The sequence below is a fragment of the Clostridium thailandense genome, assembly GCF_019207025.1.
Classification (GTDB): domain Bacteria; phylum Bacillota; class Clostridia; order Clostridiales; family Clostridiaceae; genus Clostridium_AM; species Clostridium_AM thailandense.
In genome coordinates this window covers 75825-94238 of sequence record NZ_JAEEGC010000004.1, presented here as the reverse complement: position 1 = coordinate 94238, position 18414 = coordinate 75825, and the positions used below count along the sequence as shown (strand labels likewise).

At 30.1% G+C, this 18414-nt stretch carries 16 protein-coding genes; 4 read left to right on the top strand and 12 right to left on the bottom strand.

Features of this window, described 5'->3' with window-relative positions:
* The first annotated feature begins 554 nt into the window (after window positions 1-554).
* Window positions 555-830 carry a CD3324 family protein gene (locus tag I6U48_RS01000; RefSeq protein ID WP_218318532.1) on the top strand — a complete coding sequence of 92 codons (276 nt, stop codon included), beginning with the start codon at window positions 555-557 and terminating at the stop codon, window positions 828-830.
* Between the two features lie 175 nt (window positions 831-1005).
* Complete coding sequence (locus I6U48_RS00995; RefSeq protein WP_218318531.1) at window positions 1006-2559, top strand: ABC-F family ATP-binding cassette domain-containing protein; 1554 nt, start codon at window positions 1006-1008, stop codon at window positions 2557-2559.
* Window positions 2560-2850: 291 nt separating this feature from the next.
* Here the strand turns inward: I6U48_RS00995 and I6U48_RS00990 are convergent, their stop codons facing one another.
* The 3 genes from I6U48_RS00990 to I6U48_RS00980 all read right to left on the bottom strand — a co-directional run bounded on the left by I6U48_RS00990 (window position 2851) and on the right by I6U48_RS00980 (window position 5855).
* Window positions 2851-3846, bottom strand: a complete 996-nt coding sequence (locus I6U48_RS00990) for a PDDEXK nuclease domain-containing protein (RefSeq protein WP_218318530.1) — start codon at window positions 3844-3846, stop codon at window positions 2851-2853.
* 73 nt (window positions 3847-3919) lie between these two features.
* Window positions 3920-4075: a hypothetical protein gene (locus tag I6U48_RS00985; RefSeq protein ID WP_218318529.1), complete on the bottom strand. Its 156-nt coding sequence runs from the start codon at window positions 4073-4075 to the stop codon at window positions 3920-3922.
* Between the two features lie 964 nt (window positions 4076-5039).
* Window positions 5040-5855: a hypothetical protein gene (locus I6U48_RS00980; protein WP_218318528.1), complete on the bottom strand. Its 816-nt coding sequence runs from the start codon at window positions 5853-5855 to the stop codon at window positions 5040-5042.
* A gap of 444 nt (window positions 5856-6299) precedes the next feature.
* On the opposite strand from I6U48_RS00980, the gene I6U48_RS00975 reads away from it, so the two are divergent.
* Window positions 6300-6578: a transposase gene (locus I6U48_RS00975; protein ID WP_218318536.1), complete on the top strand. Its 279-nt coding sequence runs from the start codon at window positions 6300-6302 to the stop codon at window positions 6576-6578.
* 14 nt (window positions 6579-6592) lie between these two features.
* Here I6U48_RS00975 and I6U48_RS00970 read toward each other — a convergent pair whose 3' ends face one another.
* Window positions 6593-7777 (bottom strand): alpha/beta hydrolase, encoded by a 1185-nt coding sequence (locus I6U48_RS00970; RefSeq protein WP_218318527.1) that lies wholly within the window; start codon window positions 7775-7777, stop codon window positions 6593-6595.
* A 49-nt stretch (window positions 7778-7826) separates the two neighbouring features.
* Complete coding sequence (locus tag I6U48_RS00965; RefSeq protein WP_218318526.1) at window positions 7827-8432, bottom strand: TetR/AcrR family transcriptional regulator; 606 nt, start codon at window positions 8430-8432, stop codon at window positions 7827-7829.
* Between the two features lie 539 nt (window positions 8433-8971).
* On the opposite strand from I6U48_RS00965, the gene gcvT reads away from it, so the two are divergent.
* Complete coding sequence (gcvT, locus tag I6U48_RS00960; RefSeq protein WP_218318525.1) at window positions 8972-11614, top strand: glycine cleavage system aminomethyltransferase GcvT; 2643 nt, start codon at window positions 8972-8974, stop codon at window positions 11612-11614.
* Window positions 11615-11732: 118 nt separating this feature from the next.
* Here gcvT and I6U48_RS30270 read toward each other — a convergent pair whose 3' ends face one another.
* The 7 genes from I6U48_RS30270 to I6U48_RS00930 form a co-directional block, all read right to left on the bottom strand.
* Complete coding sequence (locus tag I6U48_RS30270) at window positions 11733-11945, bottom strand: hypothetical protein (protein WP_312890830.1); 213 nt, start codon at window positions 11943-11945, stop codon at window positions 11733-11735.
* 220 nt (window positions 11946-12165) lie between these two features.
* A complete protein-coding gene (locus I6U48_RS30265; RefSeq protein ID WP_376774499.1) occupies window positions 12166-12471 on the bottom strand; it encodes an Rpn family recombination-promoting nuclease/putative transposase in 306 nt (101 codons plus the stop codon).
* 251 nt (window positions 12472-12722) lie between these two features.
* Window positions 12723-12965 (bottom strand): aspartyl protease, encoded by a 243-nt coding sequence (locus I6U48_RS30260; protein ID WP_312890835.1) that lies wholly within the window; start codon window positions 12963-12965, stop codon window positions 12723-12725.
* A 136-nt stretch (window positions 12966-13101) separates the two neighbouring features.
* Window positions 13102-13347 (bottom strand): hypothetical protein, encoded by a 246-nt coding sequence (locus I6U48_RS00945; RefSeq protein ID WP_218318524.1) that lies wholly within the window; start codon window positions 13345-13347, stop codon window positions 13102-13104.
* A 673-nt stretch (window positions 13348-14020) separates the two neighbouring features.
* Complete coding sequence (locus tag I6U48_RS00940) at window positions 14021-14593, bottom strand: transposase (protein WP_218318523.1); 573 nt, start codon at window positions 14591-14593, stop codon at window positions 14021-14023.
* Window positions 14594-14761: 168 nt separating this feature from the next.
* Window positions 14762-15787: a hypothetical protein gene (locus I6U48_RS00935; RefSeq protein WP_218318522.1), complete on the bottom strand. Its 1026-nt coding sequence runs from the start codon at window positions 15785-15787 to the stop codon at window positions 14762-14764.
* Window positions 15788-15850: 63 nt separating this feature from the next.
* Window positions 15851-18010, bottom strand: a complete 2160-nt coding sequence (locus I6U48_RS00930) for an AAA family ATPase (RefSeq protein ID WP_218318521.1) — start codon at window positions 18008-18010, stop codon at window positions 15851-15853.
* Window positions 18011-18414: the final 404 nt, after the last annotated feature.

The following is an 18414-nucleotide window of genomic DNA, read 5'->3' as shown; positions in this document are numbered from 1 at the left end:
ATACTTTAATTTTCAACCTTAGTCCTCCAATAAAATTTTTTCTAAAAAATTATTATTCACCCAATTTAATTATACTCTAAACGAAAGAATCTCTAAACAAATGGTACATATATTGCTTCCTTTATAAAACTTTCCTTATTTTCACCTGAGTCTTCCATTAACTTTTCAATTTCCATAGTATCAACATTCATTTCTAATTAGAAATCTCTTGGTTATTTATACGAAACAAATGATATAGTAGCTCATAAAAATATTAAGTTTAAATATTTGAAAGGTGAGAATGTATATTAAGCAAGACACTGTCGCATTAGCATAAAAAGATATGCCCTTCTGCTTTAATATATAATTGACATAAGTTACTTAAATATTGTAATGTAAAATAAAAAAGGAAGTGAGTTTATTATGATTTTGGTTATAGTAGTTAGCTCCATGCAAAGATTGTAGAATATGAAAAACTTTTGCTTGGAGCCAATATATAAATATTGAGTTTTTCATATTTTAATCAGTGTTTGCATCTTCATTTATATATTAAATGTAGATTGGAGCAATGAATTATGAAATATGAAAAAGCACAAAATATACTTCCACATAATATAATTAAAATAATCCAAAATTATATGGATGGTGGATATCTCTATATACCTAGAAAAAATGAAAACAAAAAGTCCTGGGGAGAAAATACTGAAACTAAAAGGTATCTTAAAGCAAGGGATGAGGAAATATTTAACATCTACTCTATGGGAGTGTCTGTTAAAGTCTTATCAGAGCAGTATTTCTTAACAGAAGGCAGTATTAGAAGAATAATCAGAAAACAAAAAAAATATGGTTAGTATAAAAGGCATGTTTTTCACAGTTGTTGCTATGAAAAATATGCCTTAAATTTGCGCACATTTTTAGCTTCCAAAATATCTGAAAGGATTATAAATATTACAGATTTATTTATGAACTTGGTATTTACACAGCATAATGATATTATTCCTTAAGAGATACAAGGAGGGAATAATTGTGAGCATTATAAAAATTGAAAATATGAATCATGGCTTTGGTGATAGAACCTTATTTAATAATGTATCTTTTAGATTATTAAAAGGTGAGCATTTGGGACTTATTGGTGCTAATGGAGAAGGTAAATCAACTTTTATGAAAATCCTCAACAATGAAATTTTGCCTGATTGTGGCACTATTCAGTGGAATAGTAAATTTAAAATTGGATATATGGATCAATTGGTGGATTTAAAAGAAGGAATTATTACAATAAATTTTTTAAAAGAAGCATTTATAAGTTTATTTGATATAGAGAATAAAATTAATGATTTATATATTAAACTTGGCAATATGAATGAAGAAGAAATGAATAAAAGCTTAAAAAAAATTGCAATTCTGCAGGAAACTCTGGATAAGAATAATTTTTACAGTATTGATTCAAAAATTCAAGGAGTAGCTGCTGGACTTGGAATTCATGAGCTTTTACATAAGGAAGTTTCAGTTTTAAGTGGTGGACAAAGGACTAAAGTTTTACTTGCCAAATTGCTTTTAGAAAAACCAGATATTTTACTTTTAGATGAGCCAACTAATCATCTGGACGAAGAACATATAGAATGGCTTAAAACTTATTTAATTAACTATGATAGTGCATTTATACTGATATCCCATGACAATAGTTTTTTAAATAGTGTAGTAAATGTAATTTATCATCTTGAGCATAAAGAATTAACAAGATATGAAGGAAACTATGATTATTTTCTTAAACTTTATGATATACGAAAGCAACAAAGGCTAATTGAATATAAGGAACAGCAAAATAAAATTGCAAAACTTGAAGAGTATATAAGAAAAAATAAAGTTAGAACAGCAACTGCAAGGCAAGCCAAATCAAGAGAAAAGCAGCTTGATAAAATAGAGAGAATAGAAATAAAAAAAGAAATTATAAAGCCTTATTTTAATTTTAAAAGCATAAGAATGCCAGAGAACATAATTTTAAAAACTAATAATTTAATTATTGGATACAATAAGCCTTTAAGCAAGCCTCTGAATTTAAAAATGAAAAGAGGACAAAAAATTGCAATAACAGGAGCTAATGGTTTAGGAAAAACCACTCTTCTAAAAAGCTTGCTTGGATTATTAAAACCTATAGACGGAGAAATAATTTTAAGTCCTTATAAAAAGGTAGGATATTTTCAGCAGGAAGTCCTGGAGGACAATACCACTTCAGTTTTATATGATGTTTGGAACACCTTTCAAGATTTAACTCAAACAGAAGTAAGGAGCAACCTTGCCAAATGTGGATTAACAAGACAACATATAGACAGTCCTATTAATTTATTAAGTGGCGGAGAACAAGCTAAAGTTAGATTATGCAAGTTAATTAATGAACCTACCAATCTATTAGTTTTAGATGAACCTACAAACCACTTAGACATTTATGCTAAAAATGAACTTAAGCGTGCCTTAAAAGAATATGCTGGCAGCATAATTTTAGTGTGTCATGAACCAGAATTCTATAAAGAAATTACAACAGATGTGTGGAATTGTGAAGACTGGAGCTGCGATGAAAAGTAAGTTGGAAACTTTTAAAGATAATATTGCCATTGAAAGTGCTCCCTATTATTTATATCATAATAACATCAGACAGTTTGATAAAAGCTCTATTTTAGAAATACTACCACTCCACTCATTCTCCAATTCTCTAGCAATAAACAAAAGTAGCAAGTGAGAACATGCTGGACTCACTTGCTACTACTTGGATTCAACTATTTGGCATGTTATAGCATCTTCAACAAACTTTTTATATTATATTTCTTAATCATCTACCTCCATTACTGATGCTTCCATTAGTAATTTATCTGATGACTACTCACTCTCTAGTATTTCTCTATCTCTTGTAATCTCTCTCTTCAATTCCTCTTCTGTAGGCATATAAAGCATATATTTTGAGGCAAAGATTTGTTTACTTTCTTCTAAAATAGAGTATTTTACTATAGTTTCATTTTTCTCAGAACATAGTATAATACCTATTGTTGGGTTATCATCTTCTCCTTTTATTTCTTTTTCATAATATCGAACGTAAAAATCCATTTGCCCTATATCTTGATGAGTTAATTTACCTAGTTTTAAATCTATTAGCACAAAGCATTTAAGAAGATAATTATAAAAAACTAAATCTATATAGAAGTGTTCACCATCTGCTGTTATTCTTCTTTGTCTTCCTACAAACGAAAAGCCTTTTCCTAATTCTAATAAAAATTCTTGCAAGTTATCTATTAAGCCTTGTTCTAAATCTTTTTCAAGAAATCTTTTGTTTTCTTTTAAATTTAGAAATTCTAATATATATGGATCTTTCACAATATCATTTATATTTCTTTCTGGCTCTAATTTTTTTATTTCATCTCTAACTTCATTTTTATTCTCCTTTTGAGTTGATAAAAGTCTTTCATAATAAAAAGAATTAATTTGCCTTTCTAACTGCCTTGTGCTCCAATTGCTTTTGATACACTCATCTATATAAAAATTTCTCTTTTTTTCATTGTCTAGCCTCATTAAATGTCTATAATGAGTCCAGCTTAATTCGCTACGCAGTGCGTAGCGTTTATTGAAAGTTAAATAAAACTGTCTTATATTTCTAAGATTTGATGCTGTAAATCCTTTTCCAAAATCCTTAGTAAGTTCTTTTGATAAATTTTTTATAAGAAACTCTCCATATTCAGCTTTTCCTTCTCCATTTTGTGCTTCAACTATTAATTTTCCAATGTTCCAATATGCTTCTACCATATAGAAGTTTATTGATGAATAAGCCTTAGATCGTGCCTCTTCTAATGTATTTTTTAACTTCTTTATAAACTTTTCCAAAACCTAAATTATAAGAATCACTAATCATAGATTTTTCATCACTCATTCCTAATTCTCCATTCTCAATTCTCAGTTAAAATTGATATCCACTTTCCTCAAGATTCTTCCTAATTTCATCTTCCAACCTTCTTGACTTATCAAAAAATTCTCCAAGTTCATTGGTCAACGTTTCCATTTTCTCATCAAAGGGATTTCCGTCATCTTCTGCTTCTTCTTTAAAATATTGCAAATCTTATGTACAAATATGTGTTTTTAGCCTAAATCATGTTCATTACTTATGTTTTCACTAGCTTTCTACGCTTAATATAGCATAACCCCCTTGATTTCTCAAGGGGGTGAAACTCTTATCAGCTTTATTTTTCAAGTGGCACTATCCCATAGCAAGGACACGCTTGTTGTCTGAGTTTGCTACAACTTGACTTCATCTATTTGGGATGTAATAGCATCTTCAACAAACTTTTTATAGAGTATTCTTTTTCTCTTCTCATTAAATTTACTATTTAATCTACCCATAAACTGTCCTACATGTGCATCTTCGGTTTTTAATTGTAGATGCACATGATTATTCATCAAGCAATAAGATATTATCTTAATAATTATTATAGTTATAGTAATTCAATGCTTCATTCATCAACATTAAATAATATTGAAAATCTTCCTCTTCCTTAAATATATCATTTCTATGATTTCCTCTAGCCGTAATATGATACCTTGCACCTGGATACCATACCCTCTTCTTTGCTCACAATAATCAAAACCTCCTCTGTTTATCTAGTTTTAATTATTACCAAATTATCAAATTTTACACCCCTGGGGTACTTGCGAGGGAAGTGCGCTTGCTAATTCTTTTTCAAAATGAAATAGTGTACGAGCCTTTATTGCAAAAATATGAAAGGCCTATTAGGGTTGCAATAAAATCGATAAATATGAAAAATTCTATTTAAGCAACTTCAAAAATAACTTTTCAAAACAAAAAAACTGTAAAATTGCAATCATTGATTTAAAAATACAAGTTTACAGTTTAAATATCAGTTCTTGTGAATAATTTCTATTTTAGCTTGATGCCATTGGCCCCTGAGGTACTTGCGAGGCCTGAAAGATTAAGTTTGCTATCACCTATTCAATTTCGAATAGTGCCAGCCCCTATAGCAAAATAATTTGTTTACATCCAATTGGGACATTAAACATTCTTTTTACTTTAATACTTTTCTTATCAATTCTATTTCATCAATATCCAAATCTGTTAGTTCTTTTATTGTTTCATTATCCATGCCCTTTTTTATTGCTTTTTTTACTATTTCTATAGTTTTTTCTTTTTTTCCTTCATCTTTTCCTTCATTTATTAAGCTTTTACCAAGTTCAGTCATTCTCACTTCCTCCTTTACTCTCTCCAAATCTTTTCCACTTAAAAATTTATTTGCAAAAGCATATAATATTGATTCTATATCATACTTATAGTCATTGTTTATATCTTTTATCACATGTATAGCATTAATTATCTTATCTACCATACTTATGTTTCCACCCATTATAGGTGTAAATGTTAAAGATATTATATCTTGCTTTGTAATGTCCATACCAGATCTTATTTTATCTATAATATCTCTATATACCTTATCTCCATCTTTATCAGCCATAGATATGGAATTAACTCTAAATTCACTTATTCCTGTTTTTAAAATATTTTCTGTATTTTTAATGTTACCTGAGTAAACTACATATGTAAGCACATCTTTCCCTGTTTGATGGCTTAATAGCGCTTCATAGGCTCTAAACCTTCTTAAATCTATTTTCCCTTTATTAGTTGTTTGAAACTCAAAATGTATAAAAGTATCATCTTCCATTAGGAAAGTGTAGTCCATAAACATATTTTTAGTTTCCAAAACTACTAATTCTGTTGGATCTAATTCCTTAACTTTTTTGTTTATCCCAAAAAATTTTAGCCCTTCCTCTGCAAAAAGATCAAGTGCTCTTTTCATAATTAAATCTTCATAATTTGTAGGCTTCATTCGTTCACCTTCTTAGCTTCTTAATTATACCTTTATTTTAATTCATTAATATAAATAGTTCAATTAAAAGTAATTTTTTATTTATATCATCATAACTACAGCCATTTTGATAAAAGCTCTATTTTAGCAATACTACCACTCCACTCATTTTTCAATTTTCTGGCAATAAATAAAAGTATCAAGTGAGAACATACTGGACTCACTTGATACTACTTGGCTTCAACTATTTGGGATGTAATAGCATCTTCAACAAACTTCTTATAGAGTATTCTTTTTCTCTTCTCATTAAAATAATCAAGAATCAAATTCGAAGAAATAATCTCCTCATCATAAATTCCTATGAACGCACCATAACTGCTATATTGATATTCTTCTGGTCGTTTTACTATTTTTGCTCTTATTGGAAGACCTAAATTTGATCCAAAAGATCTTTAAAAGTTATATATTTATGGCTATTTTAATGGTATAAGATCATCACGCAAATTGGCAAAGCAATGTGTTATTAATAGAGAAGTAATTTGGTTAATTAAAGGACTTCAACCTAAATATAGAGTTATTGCGGATTTTAGAAAAGATCATGTAGAGGCTCTAGAAAAAGTTTTTAAGTCCTTTGTTAACTATTGCATTGAATTAGGACTATATGGCAAGGAACTTGTTGTTGTGGATCAGCAAGGCGAACTTTTGGGTTCGCCTATTACCCCTGGGGTAGTTGTGAATCCTTAGCTGAACTTGCTATTCTATTTATCAATTATATTTGATTGATGGCTCTTTATTATCTTGATCCAGGAAATTATGGTATCAAGTACTAATTTGGGATTTCCGGTATTGCAGTGGCTTGCAGCATTTTCTTTTGCTGTAAACATTCTGTATGTTAACGATTTTACATTAGTAAGGCTGTCAATAACCTCTTTATACTTTTCTATCCGAATTAAGTGATCTTTTTCAGCACCCAGAAGCAAGAAGTCCTGAGTGATTTTCTCTGCTACATCCTTATATTCATACTTGTTTGAAGCCAGCATGTAATCATAAGGGTTATCTACTCCCATGTTATAAAAGCCATGATGCATTCCCCAATCGATCAAAGGTTCTTTTTCCATCAAGCTGTACATTATTTGATTTATTGTATTCCTATCTTCTTTTGCCAGTAACTCTGTTAAAACCTTTCTGTCTTCTGGAGATGTAGCATCAAGCAATAGTTCCAGCATGTTAGTACATACACTCCATGCCACAACTCTCTTTATTCGACTTTCAAATGCAGCCGCCCTAGGTGCCAGGATAGCACCCATTGATATACCTATGATTGTCACGTCATTTAAAGCATAATAATTCAGCAATGTTTCGATCGGCTTCTCCCATTCAATTGAAAATGTGATGCCCTGCTTTCTTAGAACATTACCTTGTCCCGGACCCTCAAACAAATAAATCTCGAATCCGTTTTCCTGAAGATACAGCAGCGAAGGTAGAAATTCTTCCATATAGGAATCGAATCCCCCATGTATTAAAATGGTATCCACACATTCTCCTACGGGCTTAGCATGTATTACAGGCAGATATCCTTCCAAAAAAGGAACGTGATCAAGTTTCAATATGCCGGTTTTGAACAATTCATAGTGATACTGATAAAATAATTCTATAGATTTATCATATACTATTATTTTATCCGGATTGCCATCGTACATAAAAAATTCTGTCATCCTGAAATATGCAATTGCGTCTTTAATCCGGCCCTCTGATACTGCTTTTTCAGCAAGGATTTTCATTTCTTTTTCCCAGTCTTTAATTCCGTTCAATTTCCCTGCAAGTTCTATAATTTCACAAATATTTCCATTGCTAACGTTATAGGTACGATTTAACTGATAATTAAAATTAGGGTTTTGATGCAATTGAAATTCACCCTTGCTAAATTCGACTTTTCTTTCCATTTTACTATAACTCCTTCCATAATCTCAAATTAGACACTTGACCTTCAATCTATTGAATTTCATCCTTTAAGCATAGCTTAAAAATTGTTGTTGCGGTCTCCGGAACGTATTTTCTCAATGAGATTTCATCTTGGTAAAATTGCCTTCCATTTATGAAGTTAGAAAGTTCTCCAACGATATAGCAATGCACATTGTGAAAAATGCGCATTATCTTTTCTTTATCAGGCTTAGTCTGATATAGATGAAAACAAATATCTATTAATATCTCAACCAACTCATCGACATTTTTTTGGGTTGCTATTTTATTGCTTTCCGGCCGATCAGTACCAATGTAGTCCACCCACACAAGCCTAAACCATCCAGTATGTATAAGATAAACATTGATAACTGACTCAAAAAAACAATAAAGCTTTAACTCAGACTCTTGAACTTTTTCTAATCTTGATGATAGATCTACTATAAAAGATTCTTGAATAGCAACATGTAGATCCCAAAGCAGATCAACTAATGATGGATAATAATTATAGATATTCGTATGTGCACATCCAAGAGCACGAGCGATTTCTCTTAAATTAATGCTGCGAATATCTTGATTCGTTTTAATTAAATCGAGTGCAGTTTCAATAATTTGTTCTTTTGATATGTTTTTCTTCAATATTAATCACCTCGCAGTTATATTACCAATGGTAATTACCACTGGTAATATAACTATATCTTAATATTTTGAGATAGTCAATAGATCCATGAAACAAATTGTTTATTAATAAATTTTACACCCCTAGGGTAGTTGCGAGGGAAAATTCCTGAGCTTGCTAATAAAAAAACAAAACAGACTATATTTTCAAAATGTATTGAAATCCAATTTGCTATAAGCTATAATAATAGTCATAAAAATACAATTATGAAATAAATAAAATTTAGATGAAGTTTTTGAGAGATTAAGTAGTATTTTATTAAAATAGTACGAAACTCTCAGATAAGAGGATCAAAAATGGACAAGTCTCTGGAAAGTTTTATGCACTGATGGAGTAAAACTCTCAGATTAATAGATAGAGGTAAAAGTCTTCACTTTTACTTCTGTCTTTTTTTAGACTTATATGTCGAAATATTTTGAAATACGGAATATTTCGAAAAATAATTGGTTACATACGCTGGTATTTTACAGTATGGTGTAAAGAGGGAGGATTTAATACAATGAAAGTTTTGAAAAGGACAATACTTTATGATAACCACGTAAAATTAGGTGCAAATCTAGTGGATTTCGGTGGATGGGAAATGCCAATCAATTATAAATCCGGAATAATAGACGAACATATTTATACAAGGAAAAAGGTTGGCACATTTGATACTTCACACATGGGAAGATTTATTATATCCGGTAGAGAAGCCGCAAAATTTTTACAATATGTTTTAACAAACAATGTGTTTGCACTTGACATCAAGCAGGCACAATATACGATGATCCCAAATGAGAATGGTGGAGCTTTGGATGATGCTTACCTTTACCGATTTTATGAAGACGAGTATTTGCTTGTTGTTAATGCTTCCAACATAGAGAAGGATTGGGAGCATTTAAACAAAGAAATAGGAAAATTCGATGCAAGGATTATAAATAAGTCTGAAGAGCTTGCAATGATTTCAGTACAGGGGCCTGATTCAAAAAATATACTTGGTAAACTTACTGGCAGCGTATATCTTACTGAGCCTGTAAAAAATGCTCTGGATATTCTCAATTTTGATGGGAAAGAAGTGCTTATTGCAAGAACTGGTTATACAGGAGAACCGTTAGGGTTTGAACTTTTTATTAAAGATGCTGATGCAGCTGGCATTTGGGAAAGGCTACTTGAGTATGGAGCTATGGCTATAGGTCTTGGCGCAAGAGATACATTAAGGCTGGAAGCTAGCCTACCTCTTTATGGCCATGAATTAGGCATTGACATCAATGGGAATGAAATTCCAATTTTCTCATGCCCTTTAGCTAAATTTGCAGTAAGCTTCGCTAAAGTCAAAGGCGATTATATTGGTAGAAGACCTTTAGAAAAGCAATACGAAGGTTTTAAGAAGTTAATGGAAAGGGATTTTTCCGATTTGTCAGATTTGCCTAGAATAATTAGACCAATAGCATTAATTGATAGGGGCGTTGCGAGGGCAGGTTGCAAAGTTTTCAAAGGCGGCAAGGAAGTGGGTTACATAACCAGCGCTACAATGGTTCCTTATTTGAAGACTGAAGGAAATGGGCTTGAAAGTAAAATTACCGATGATAAAGAACTGAGGGCAATAGGCCTTGCCCTTATTGATGGAGATGTAGTGCTGAATGACAATGTGGAGGTAGAAATCAGAGGAAAAAAGGTAAAGGCCGTTATACCTCCATATCACCTAAAAAGTGATGCTCCTCCGTTTGCTAGACCTATTATTCATGGAGTTGAAGTAGACTATAAGCTTAATTGTTCTGAAAATTACAAAGATAAAGCTTTGAATCTTCTAGAAAAAAGCTATAGCAACACCTTGTGGAGAAAGAATGAAACAATAAATCTTATTCCATCTGAGCAGTCCCATTCTTCCGCTGTAAGGTTATTGTCTGTGATGGACCCTTCTTTCAGGTATGCAGAGCATAAGAAAACAAAATCGTTCTATGACTACGATGTATTTTATTATCAGGGTACAAGATTCATCAATGAAGTTGAACATTTATTAGTGGAAGAACTGAAAAAATACTTTAACTGTGCAGAGGTTGAAACAAGGGTTGTCAGCGGTCAAATGGCAAACAGTGCTGTTTTTAGTGCTCTTATGGATTTTAAAAATAGAGTGAATCGAAAAAAGGAAGCTTCACGTTTAGGATATGTTCTAAACAATCATATTATCAGAGGAGGACATTTGAGTGCACAGCCTATGGGCGCGTTACATGACTATATAGCTATTGATCCTATTACTGAAAAGACTGCTGTTGTTAATTTTCCAGTAGAAAAGGACAACAGTTTCAAAATTGATGTTGAGGAAACAAAAAAGGTAATAGAGAAATATAGACCAGAGCTTATCATATTCGGTAAGAGTATGGTATTGCATAAAGAACCTGTAAAGGAAATAAGAAAGTTTGTGGATGAGCAGAAAATCAATACAGTTATAATGTACGACATGGCACATGTACTTGGGTTGGTGGGGGATTACTTTCAGAATCCATTTACTGAGGGTGCTGAAATTGTCACAGGTTCAACTCATAAAACTTTCTTCGGTACTCAAAGGGGAATAATTGCAGGTAATTACGACAAGGATGATTATAAATACAGTCTATGGGAAACCATCGAAACAAGGGCCTTCCCAGGAAGCGTAAGCAATCATCACCTGGGTACTATGCTTGGACTTTTAATGGCAGCATATGAAATGAATAACTTCAAAGATGAATATCAAAAGAATATAATACAAAATGCCAAGTATTTTGCAATATGCCTTAAGAATGCGGGATTAGATGTTGCTGGAGATCCTTCAATATCCTATACTGAGACTCATCAGGTAATCGTCAAAGTGGGATATGGTACGGGATCAGATATAGCAAACAGTCTGGAAAATAACAACATTATTGTCAACTATCAAGCTACACCTGAAGAAGAAGGTTTCACAGCTTCCGGTGCGATAAGGCTTGGTGTTTCTGAAATGACAAGATTTGGCTTTGGCCAAAAAGAGTTTGAACAAACTGCGGAATACATAGCAGATGTTGTTCTGAGGAATAAAAATGTCAAGGAAGAAGTGAAAAAGCTTAGAGGTAATTTCACAAACTTGAAATATTGTTTTAGCGATGATGATATTAATAAAAACTTAGAAAAACTAATGTCTACTTTTTAAGGGGTAGTGCTAAAAGTTTATAAAAAACTATAAAATGGTAAATTTTATAGTTTTTTATAAATGTAAATTTATTACCAATAACTGCAATTGCCCTTGGGGGGCGTTAACAAATTTTTTATTAAGCTTTTTCCAAATTAGTTTGTTTGTTTTTTAATTCCAATATCTTATCTTTAGGAAGCTCTGTCAGTTCTATTATATCTTCAATCGAATCCCCTCTTTTAAGCATTTTCTCTGCTATCTTTATTGCTTTTCTATCTTCACCCTTTTCAATTCCCTTTTGTTCCCTAACTTCAAATTCCTCTTCAATCTTTCTTCCTAAATTACTTACCATATCATCCACCTCCATTTCTGATGTTTCCATCAATAATTTATGTACATTCCCTCTTATCTCACTTTTAAACCTATTCTTCAATATGTTTATAACCCATCCTTTAAATACTTGCTACTGTCCAATTGTTTTTGCCATTATACAAAACTATTGGAAATATTGCTGGCAGTTTATAGTCTTTTCTCTTCTTTACATTTTCTTCCGTATTCTTAAGTTCTTCTCTCTATATTTCTGTCATATACATTAAAAGTCTTATTGGCATTCTAAAATCTACCTTTGACTGCAATTCTAAAAGTATATAAAATATTATGTCTTTTCCATCTATGTTTACTTTATAAATTATATCTGCTTCTTCCTCTTTAAAATCTTCCAGTATAAACTCTTTATCTATTAATACCAAGTTTTCTTCTGATATTAGTTCAACCCACTCTTTCTTTACAAAGCTCCTTAAAAATTCTACAAAATTCTTTTTATGTGAAAGGATATGTTTATATCCTAAATCATGTTCATTGTTTATATTTTCATCCAAGGTTTTCACCAGTTTTCTAGCTTTAATATAGCACAGTCCCCTTGATTTCTCAAGGGGACTAGAGGTTTTTCTTGGTTCAATTTTTACCTGCTAAACCGAACCATATATTATGTATAAAATACAATTACTCTTATAGAAATCCAATAATTTTATTTGAACTTTCTATAAGAGTACATTTTGTAAAAATATTGAAGGTTAGCTTTATGACATTGGGTCCTGGGGTACTTACGAGGAAAAATTTCCTGAGCTTGCTAAAGTTCTAATACCAAATTTTTCAAATCAATATTAGCCCCTGCTTTCATTAATATATCTAAGCCTAATAATCCATTAATCCCACCCTTTGTATCAATTATTCCAAAATCTATTTCCAAGTTTTTAATACTATGTGAACCTATCTTTATGTTATCAATAACTTTTACAAAAGAATTATGCAAACTGCCTCCCACACCGTAGAAAGATATAATCCTATCACCTAGTTCTGCATATATTCCTATATCATCTACTATATCTGGTGAAATTATGGACTCTGCTGCTCCAGTATCTATTACAATATTATCTATCTTTTTTAATTTCCCTTATATGAAATTTCTACAGAAGTAAATAATAATCCGTCTCTAAATTCTATATCCATTACATTATACCTCTATAACCTTTTATATTTCTTATTTCGAGAACAATATCTTCGTTTCCTGTATGATAAACAAGTACATCTTCTTTTGACCTTACCAATTCTTTTGTAGCTTCTCTATTATCTTCTATCACCTTAATAACAGCCATATCATCTATATATTTCTTATTTCCTTCCATGTGCCACTCTAAAATTTGAAGTTTAACAAATTGATTAGGATAAATTTTTTTTACTTCTTCCCATTTCATATTTAGCACCACCCTATATAATTATAATTTTTTATTACTTAATATTATACCAAATAATTATACTCAAAACATAATACTTGGTAAAATATAAAATATCGACGACTAACACAATTATTATTTTTAAAGGAACAGCTTTCTCCAGTTCTCTAGAAAGCTGTGAAACCAGAATTACAGTTACTTCAAGTTCCTTTCCAATTATTTAAGTTCAAGACGGCTTATCACGCCCTCACTTGACACATGGTTGGCAATAATCAAAACCTCCTTCGTTTATTTAGTTTTAATTATTGCCAAATTACCAAATTTTACATCAGTAAGTAGGTGAGCCCAAAGTCCGCCTTGATATTCATAACTTTTTGTTTTAAAAACACAAATCCACGATACAAATAGTACCGTGGAATGGAATCCATTGGAATATAGGTAGGTGGTAATCTACATCTCCTAACGCATTTTTGCGTGGTGGCGGCTACCTGTTCCGCCCTCTGATATTCCTACATAATATTATTCTATGTAATTTTATTTCCTTTTCTTCTGAAAGTCTTTTAATACTTTAAGCATCAAAAATTCATCAATTCCTTCTGCTTTTTCTATTATATGTGTAAGCTTAGTCCTATAGCTTGTCACTGGAAAATTCTACACCTCAAAGGTCTTTGGCGGGCTTTGGTACGCCTTGCTGCTACTTGTCTTCAGCTATTTGTGATGTAATAACCTCTTCAACAAACTTTTTATAGAGTATTCTTTTTCTCTTCTCATTAAAATAATCAAGAATCAAATTCGAAGAAATAATCTCCTCATCATAAATTCCTATGAACGCACCATAACTGCTATATTGATATTCTTCTGGTCGTTTTACCATTTTTGCTCTTATTGGATTTAAGTGTATATATCTACTTGTTTCTAACATTTGTTGATCATTTTCAATTAGCACCGAATTATACCTATCCTGAAATAAGTGCCCAATATAATTATATTTCTTATTATAATACTTTGCATATTTACTATTTATTCTACCCATAAACTGTCCTACAGGTGCATCTTGAGTTTTTAGTTGTAAATGCATATGATTGTTCATCAAACAGTAAGATATTATCTTATAATTATTATAGTTATAGTAATTCAATGCTTCATACATTAACATTAAATAATATTGAAAATCTTCCTCTTCCTTAAATATGTCATTTCTATGATTTCCTCTAGCTGTAATATGATAACTTGCACCTGGATACCACGCTCTCTTCTTTGTTGGCAATAATCTAACCTCCCTTGTTTATCCATTTTTAATTATTGCCAAATTACCAAATTTTACACCCCTGGGGTATTTGCGAGGGAAAATTTCCTGAGCTTGCTAATAACAATGCAAAAGTACATTTTATGTGCCTAAAAAACAATTTAGTTTAATATAGGTTGTAATTTAAATTCATATTTCATTCTTAAATATATCATACATATTTTTACGCTTAGGATTATTATAAAGATTATATTGGATATAGTCCCAACAACATCCTATTTTGTTTGATTCTGTAAATAGTGCAATATTAGGAAATTTGTCAAATTCCAAATCTAGTTCCACTGTAATACAATTATAATCTAAATTATAATAATCTAAATACCCTTTATGTCCTTCACAAGGAAAATTTTCAACAAAGTTTTTATTATAATAGGGTTTAAAATAATTGATAAGTGCAGCCTCTGTTATATTTATTACTTGTTTTTCATCAACATTACTATTTATAACTTTTTTTATATGTGCAATATCTTCATTTTCAGATGCATAAATATCTTTATTATATCCATCAATAGTTGACATTTGAAGAGGTGTCATTTGCAATAGTAATGCCATTAATCTTCTATTTCTATATTTACTATAACTATCAGTTAATATTTCCTGCAGCTTTGAATGTGAAGCTAGTCTATCTTGTGCTTTTCTTTTACCGTTACTTCCATATGCTTGTCCTATGTAAAGAACCTCCATTTGAAAGTCTTTTCGATTTTGATACAAAATTTGCCTTAAAATTTCATCTGACTCTATCTTAAATGGCTTATTAAATCTTAATAAATGATTTTCTAATGTCATACTATTCTTAATTTGTGGATAGTTATTATAAATTTTTATAGCATCATCTATTCCATACTTAAGTTCTAAGTGTTCATCATAATTAGTTATATCCCATTCAACATTATTATGGTCAATGTTTGGAAAAAAAGCAAATTGATTTATATGATAAATTTCTTCTAAATCCTTCTCTCCTTGCAATATATCAAAGGATAACCCACCTGTTTTAACACAAATGGAATCTTTTTTAATTCTTGTTCTAGGAAATGATAAAATCATATATATATGATAATCTCCTTCTCCTTTAAAATCCTTTAAGAGTTCAACTGGGATTAATGTTTTTAAAGATGTATACATATTCAATCCAAATTCAGCACTATACTTTCTCATTTTTTTCTCCTTCATGACATTAAAAAACAGTATAAATTTTAATAATATTAATTTTTCTCTCTTTTATAAAGTATTTAATATATCTAGTATCTCAATTCTTTCTTTTTCAAGTGTTGTATCCGCAATATCTATTGCTGGTTGGAAAATATTCATGTTTCCTTCAAAATGATTAAATTCATTCAGCAAAGTTTTTTTAGAGTTCAATTTTATGCGTGCCTCTTGTTTATCTTCCGCCTTCAAAGCTTTATCAATAAATTCTCCTAAAAGTTCGCACTTTCTAGTCTCAGTTGGATACTTTTCTCTTAATTTCTTTTCTACACTTAATCTTAAGTACAAATACATCAATGTATGTTTTAGTGTCTTATTTAGCAAATCATACTTTCCACTTTTTAATATTTCAACATTGCTCAAATCAAGTTCTACTATATTTTGTGCATTTATAATATACTCACTATGTATTTGTTTTTCAAACAATCCATTATATATTTCTGTTAAATTTACTTTATCAGATTCATATCCATGCATTAACTTTGTTAATTCATCATTATATTTTTTCCTATTTGCTCCATTAATAATTTTAGCCAACCCTCTCATAAATGGAATTAATGAAATAATATATAACTTTTCATCTAAAATTTCATTATCAATATCTCCTCTTAATAAATTTAACAACTTATCCATATATAATAATATATTTTGTTCATCTTTACTCACTGGTATAAATCCATTTGTTTCATCTTTTTTATTATTAAATAAATATAAGTCAAAACAATTTTGATATTGCACATCCAGTAGTCTAACTAAATCCGTATTATGCGTCAGTATTAATTGTTTTTTATTATTTAAAATTTTAATAATGCAAAATGCAATTTTATTCTTATAAATTGAATCAAAACTAGAAATTGGATCATCTAATACAATAATTGGCTTATTACTATTTTTAGCTTTTAGCAATTCGAATGCTATTGAAATAAAATTCTGTTCTCCTGAACTTAATTGTAAGTCCTTTCTATCGGTTTCTAACAGTTTTGTATTATTAAGATATATAATAATGTTCTTATTATCATCTCTCTTCAAGATAACATCTTTATCCAAGTTTTCGCTAATGATATTTTTTATCAATTGTTCATCGGATTTGCTTAATTCTAACTTCTGAGCTACAAGTGCCTTATATTCACTGTAATACCTTTCCAAGCTACTATTTTTAAAGAAATAATAAAAATCATTATTAATATTATCTAAAACTATATTTAGATAATTTCTTAATATAACTTGAAGTTCTTCAAATCTATCTAGAGAACCATTTGCTAAAGCATCAAATACAATAGCTTTCATTTCAAAAGGATCTCCATTTTCAATTTTATCTACAATTTCAGTCAGAATTTCTTCTGAAACAGTATCTAATGTTTTTTTTATATCTTCCCGGAGTTGCGATTTTTTTTCTATAAGTTTTTCATGGTTTATATTTGTGGTATCACATACTATACAATCTGATACATATCTATATTTCTCCAAAATTTGAATAGCACTACTGCTTTCATCAATCACACTTATTTTTTCTACTTTTTTAATTTTTGATATATCAAGTTCAATAGTTCTACAAATTGGATCCTTTTTATCAATACTATTCATAATAAAGTACTCAAATAGATTATCATCAAACTCTGGTAAATCATTGACTCCAAGTTTATTAAATGTATCAATAAATATATCCATATCAACATCTTGAACTTTCTTCGTTTTATTTGCCATTATTTTAATTATGTTTTTCAACTTTAAGTTTTGAATCTTTTCTGTTAAATATGCAGATTGCTTAGTTATCTTATACTTACTTTTCAAAACCTCCTTTAAATTTCCAAAAAGTTTCTCATATTCACTATCTATATTCTTTTTTAACTTAGTTTCCTTTGCAATATTCTCACCTAAAATAAAATCTTTCGTTTCCCCAGCAATAATATTTCTATTATTTTGATCTGCAATTACATGAAATAGCTTATTTTCATTATTACTATATGTATTTCCAATATATTCAACAGTATATTCAGTATCTTCCTCATGGTTAAATATCTTTGATAGTGTGGTTTTGCCTGTACCATTCGGACCATATATAACTGCAATATTCTTTTTATTAAAATCAAATTTATTATACTGCGATAAGTTTTCAAAATCTTCTTGTAAAATATCTAATTTTTTTATTTTTGTAATCTCCAAAGTTTTACTCAACTCTATTCCCCCCTGCCTCAATAATTTAATATTTTCTTTAATATTCTCTTGTTTTCATAGAATTTCAATTTGTACTACAAGACAAACTTAGTAAAATAAAGTTATATTGAATATATAACTTTATTTTACTAGAGTTTAGTAGACAGCCCCATTAGAAGTTCACCTTTACCAATAATTTAAAGGTGTTTACCTAAAAAGCTCTAATGCTGACCCTACCATGTCTCCCTGAGTACATAACTTATGTGCCTCTATCATTCCTTAGTTTGCATTCTAGAGCAGGTGCTAGCGTTACTCCTCGTATACTGGGTCATTTATGCCCTTATATGGGTGTGAACGCGCTTAACCTTACTCTTTTTAAAGAACAATTTTTTATTGATTATATAACTTAAAATATCTTATTAAGT

Bases quoted from the DNA above. Each gene is read 5' to 3' on its own strand.
- I6U48_RS01000 (WP_218318532.1), top strand. From the start codon at position 555: ATGAAATATGAAAAAGCACAAAATATACTTCCACATAATATAATTAAA.
- I6U48_RS00980 (WP_218318528.1), bottom strand. From the start codon at position 5,855: ATGAAGCCTACAAATTATGAAGATTTAATTATGAAAAGAGCACTTGAT.
- I6U48_RS00970 (WP_218318527.1), bottom strand. From the start codon at position 7,777: ATGGAAAGAAAAGTCGAATTTAGCAAGGGTGAATTTCAATTGCATCAA.
- gcvT (WP_218318525.1), top strand. From the start codon at position 8,972: ATGAAAGTTTTGAAAAGGACAATACTTTATGATAACCACGTAAAATTA.
- I6U48_RS30270 (WP_312890830.1), bottom strand. From the start codon at position 11,945: ATGGTAAGTAATTTAGGAAGAAAGATTGAAGAGGAATTTGAAGTTAGG.
- I6U48_RS00945 (WP_218318524.1), bottom strand. From the start codon at position 13,347: ATGAAATGGGAAGAAGTAAAAAAAATTTATCCTAATCAATTTGTTAAA.
- I6U48_RS00935 (WP_218318522.1), bottom strand. From the start codon at position 15,787: ATGAGAAAGTATAGTGCTGAATTTGGATTGAATATGTATACATCTTTA.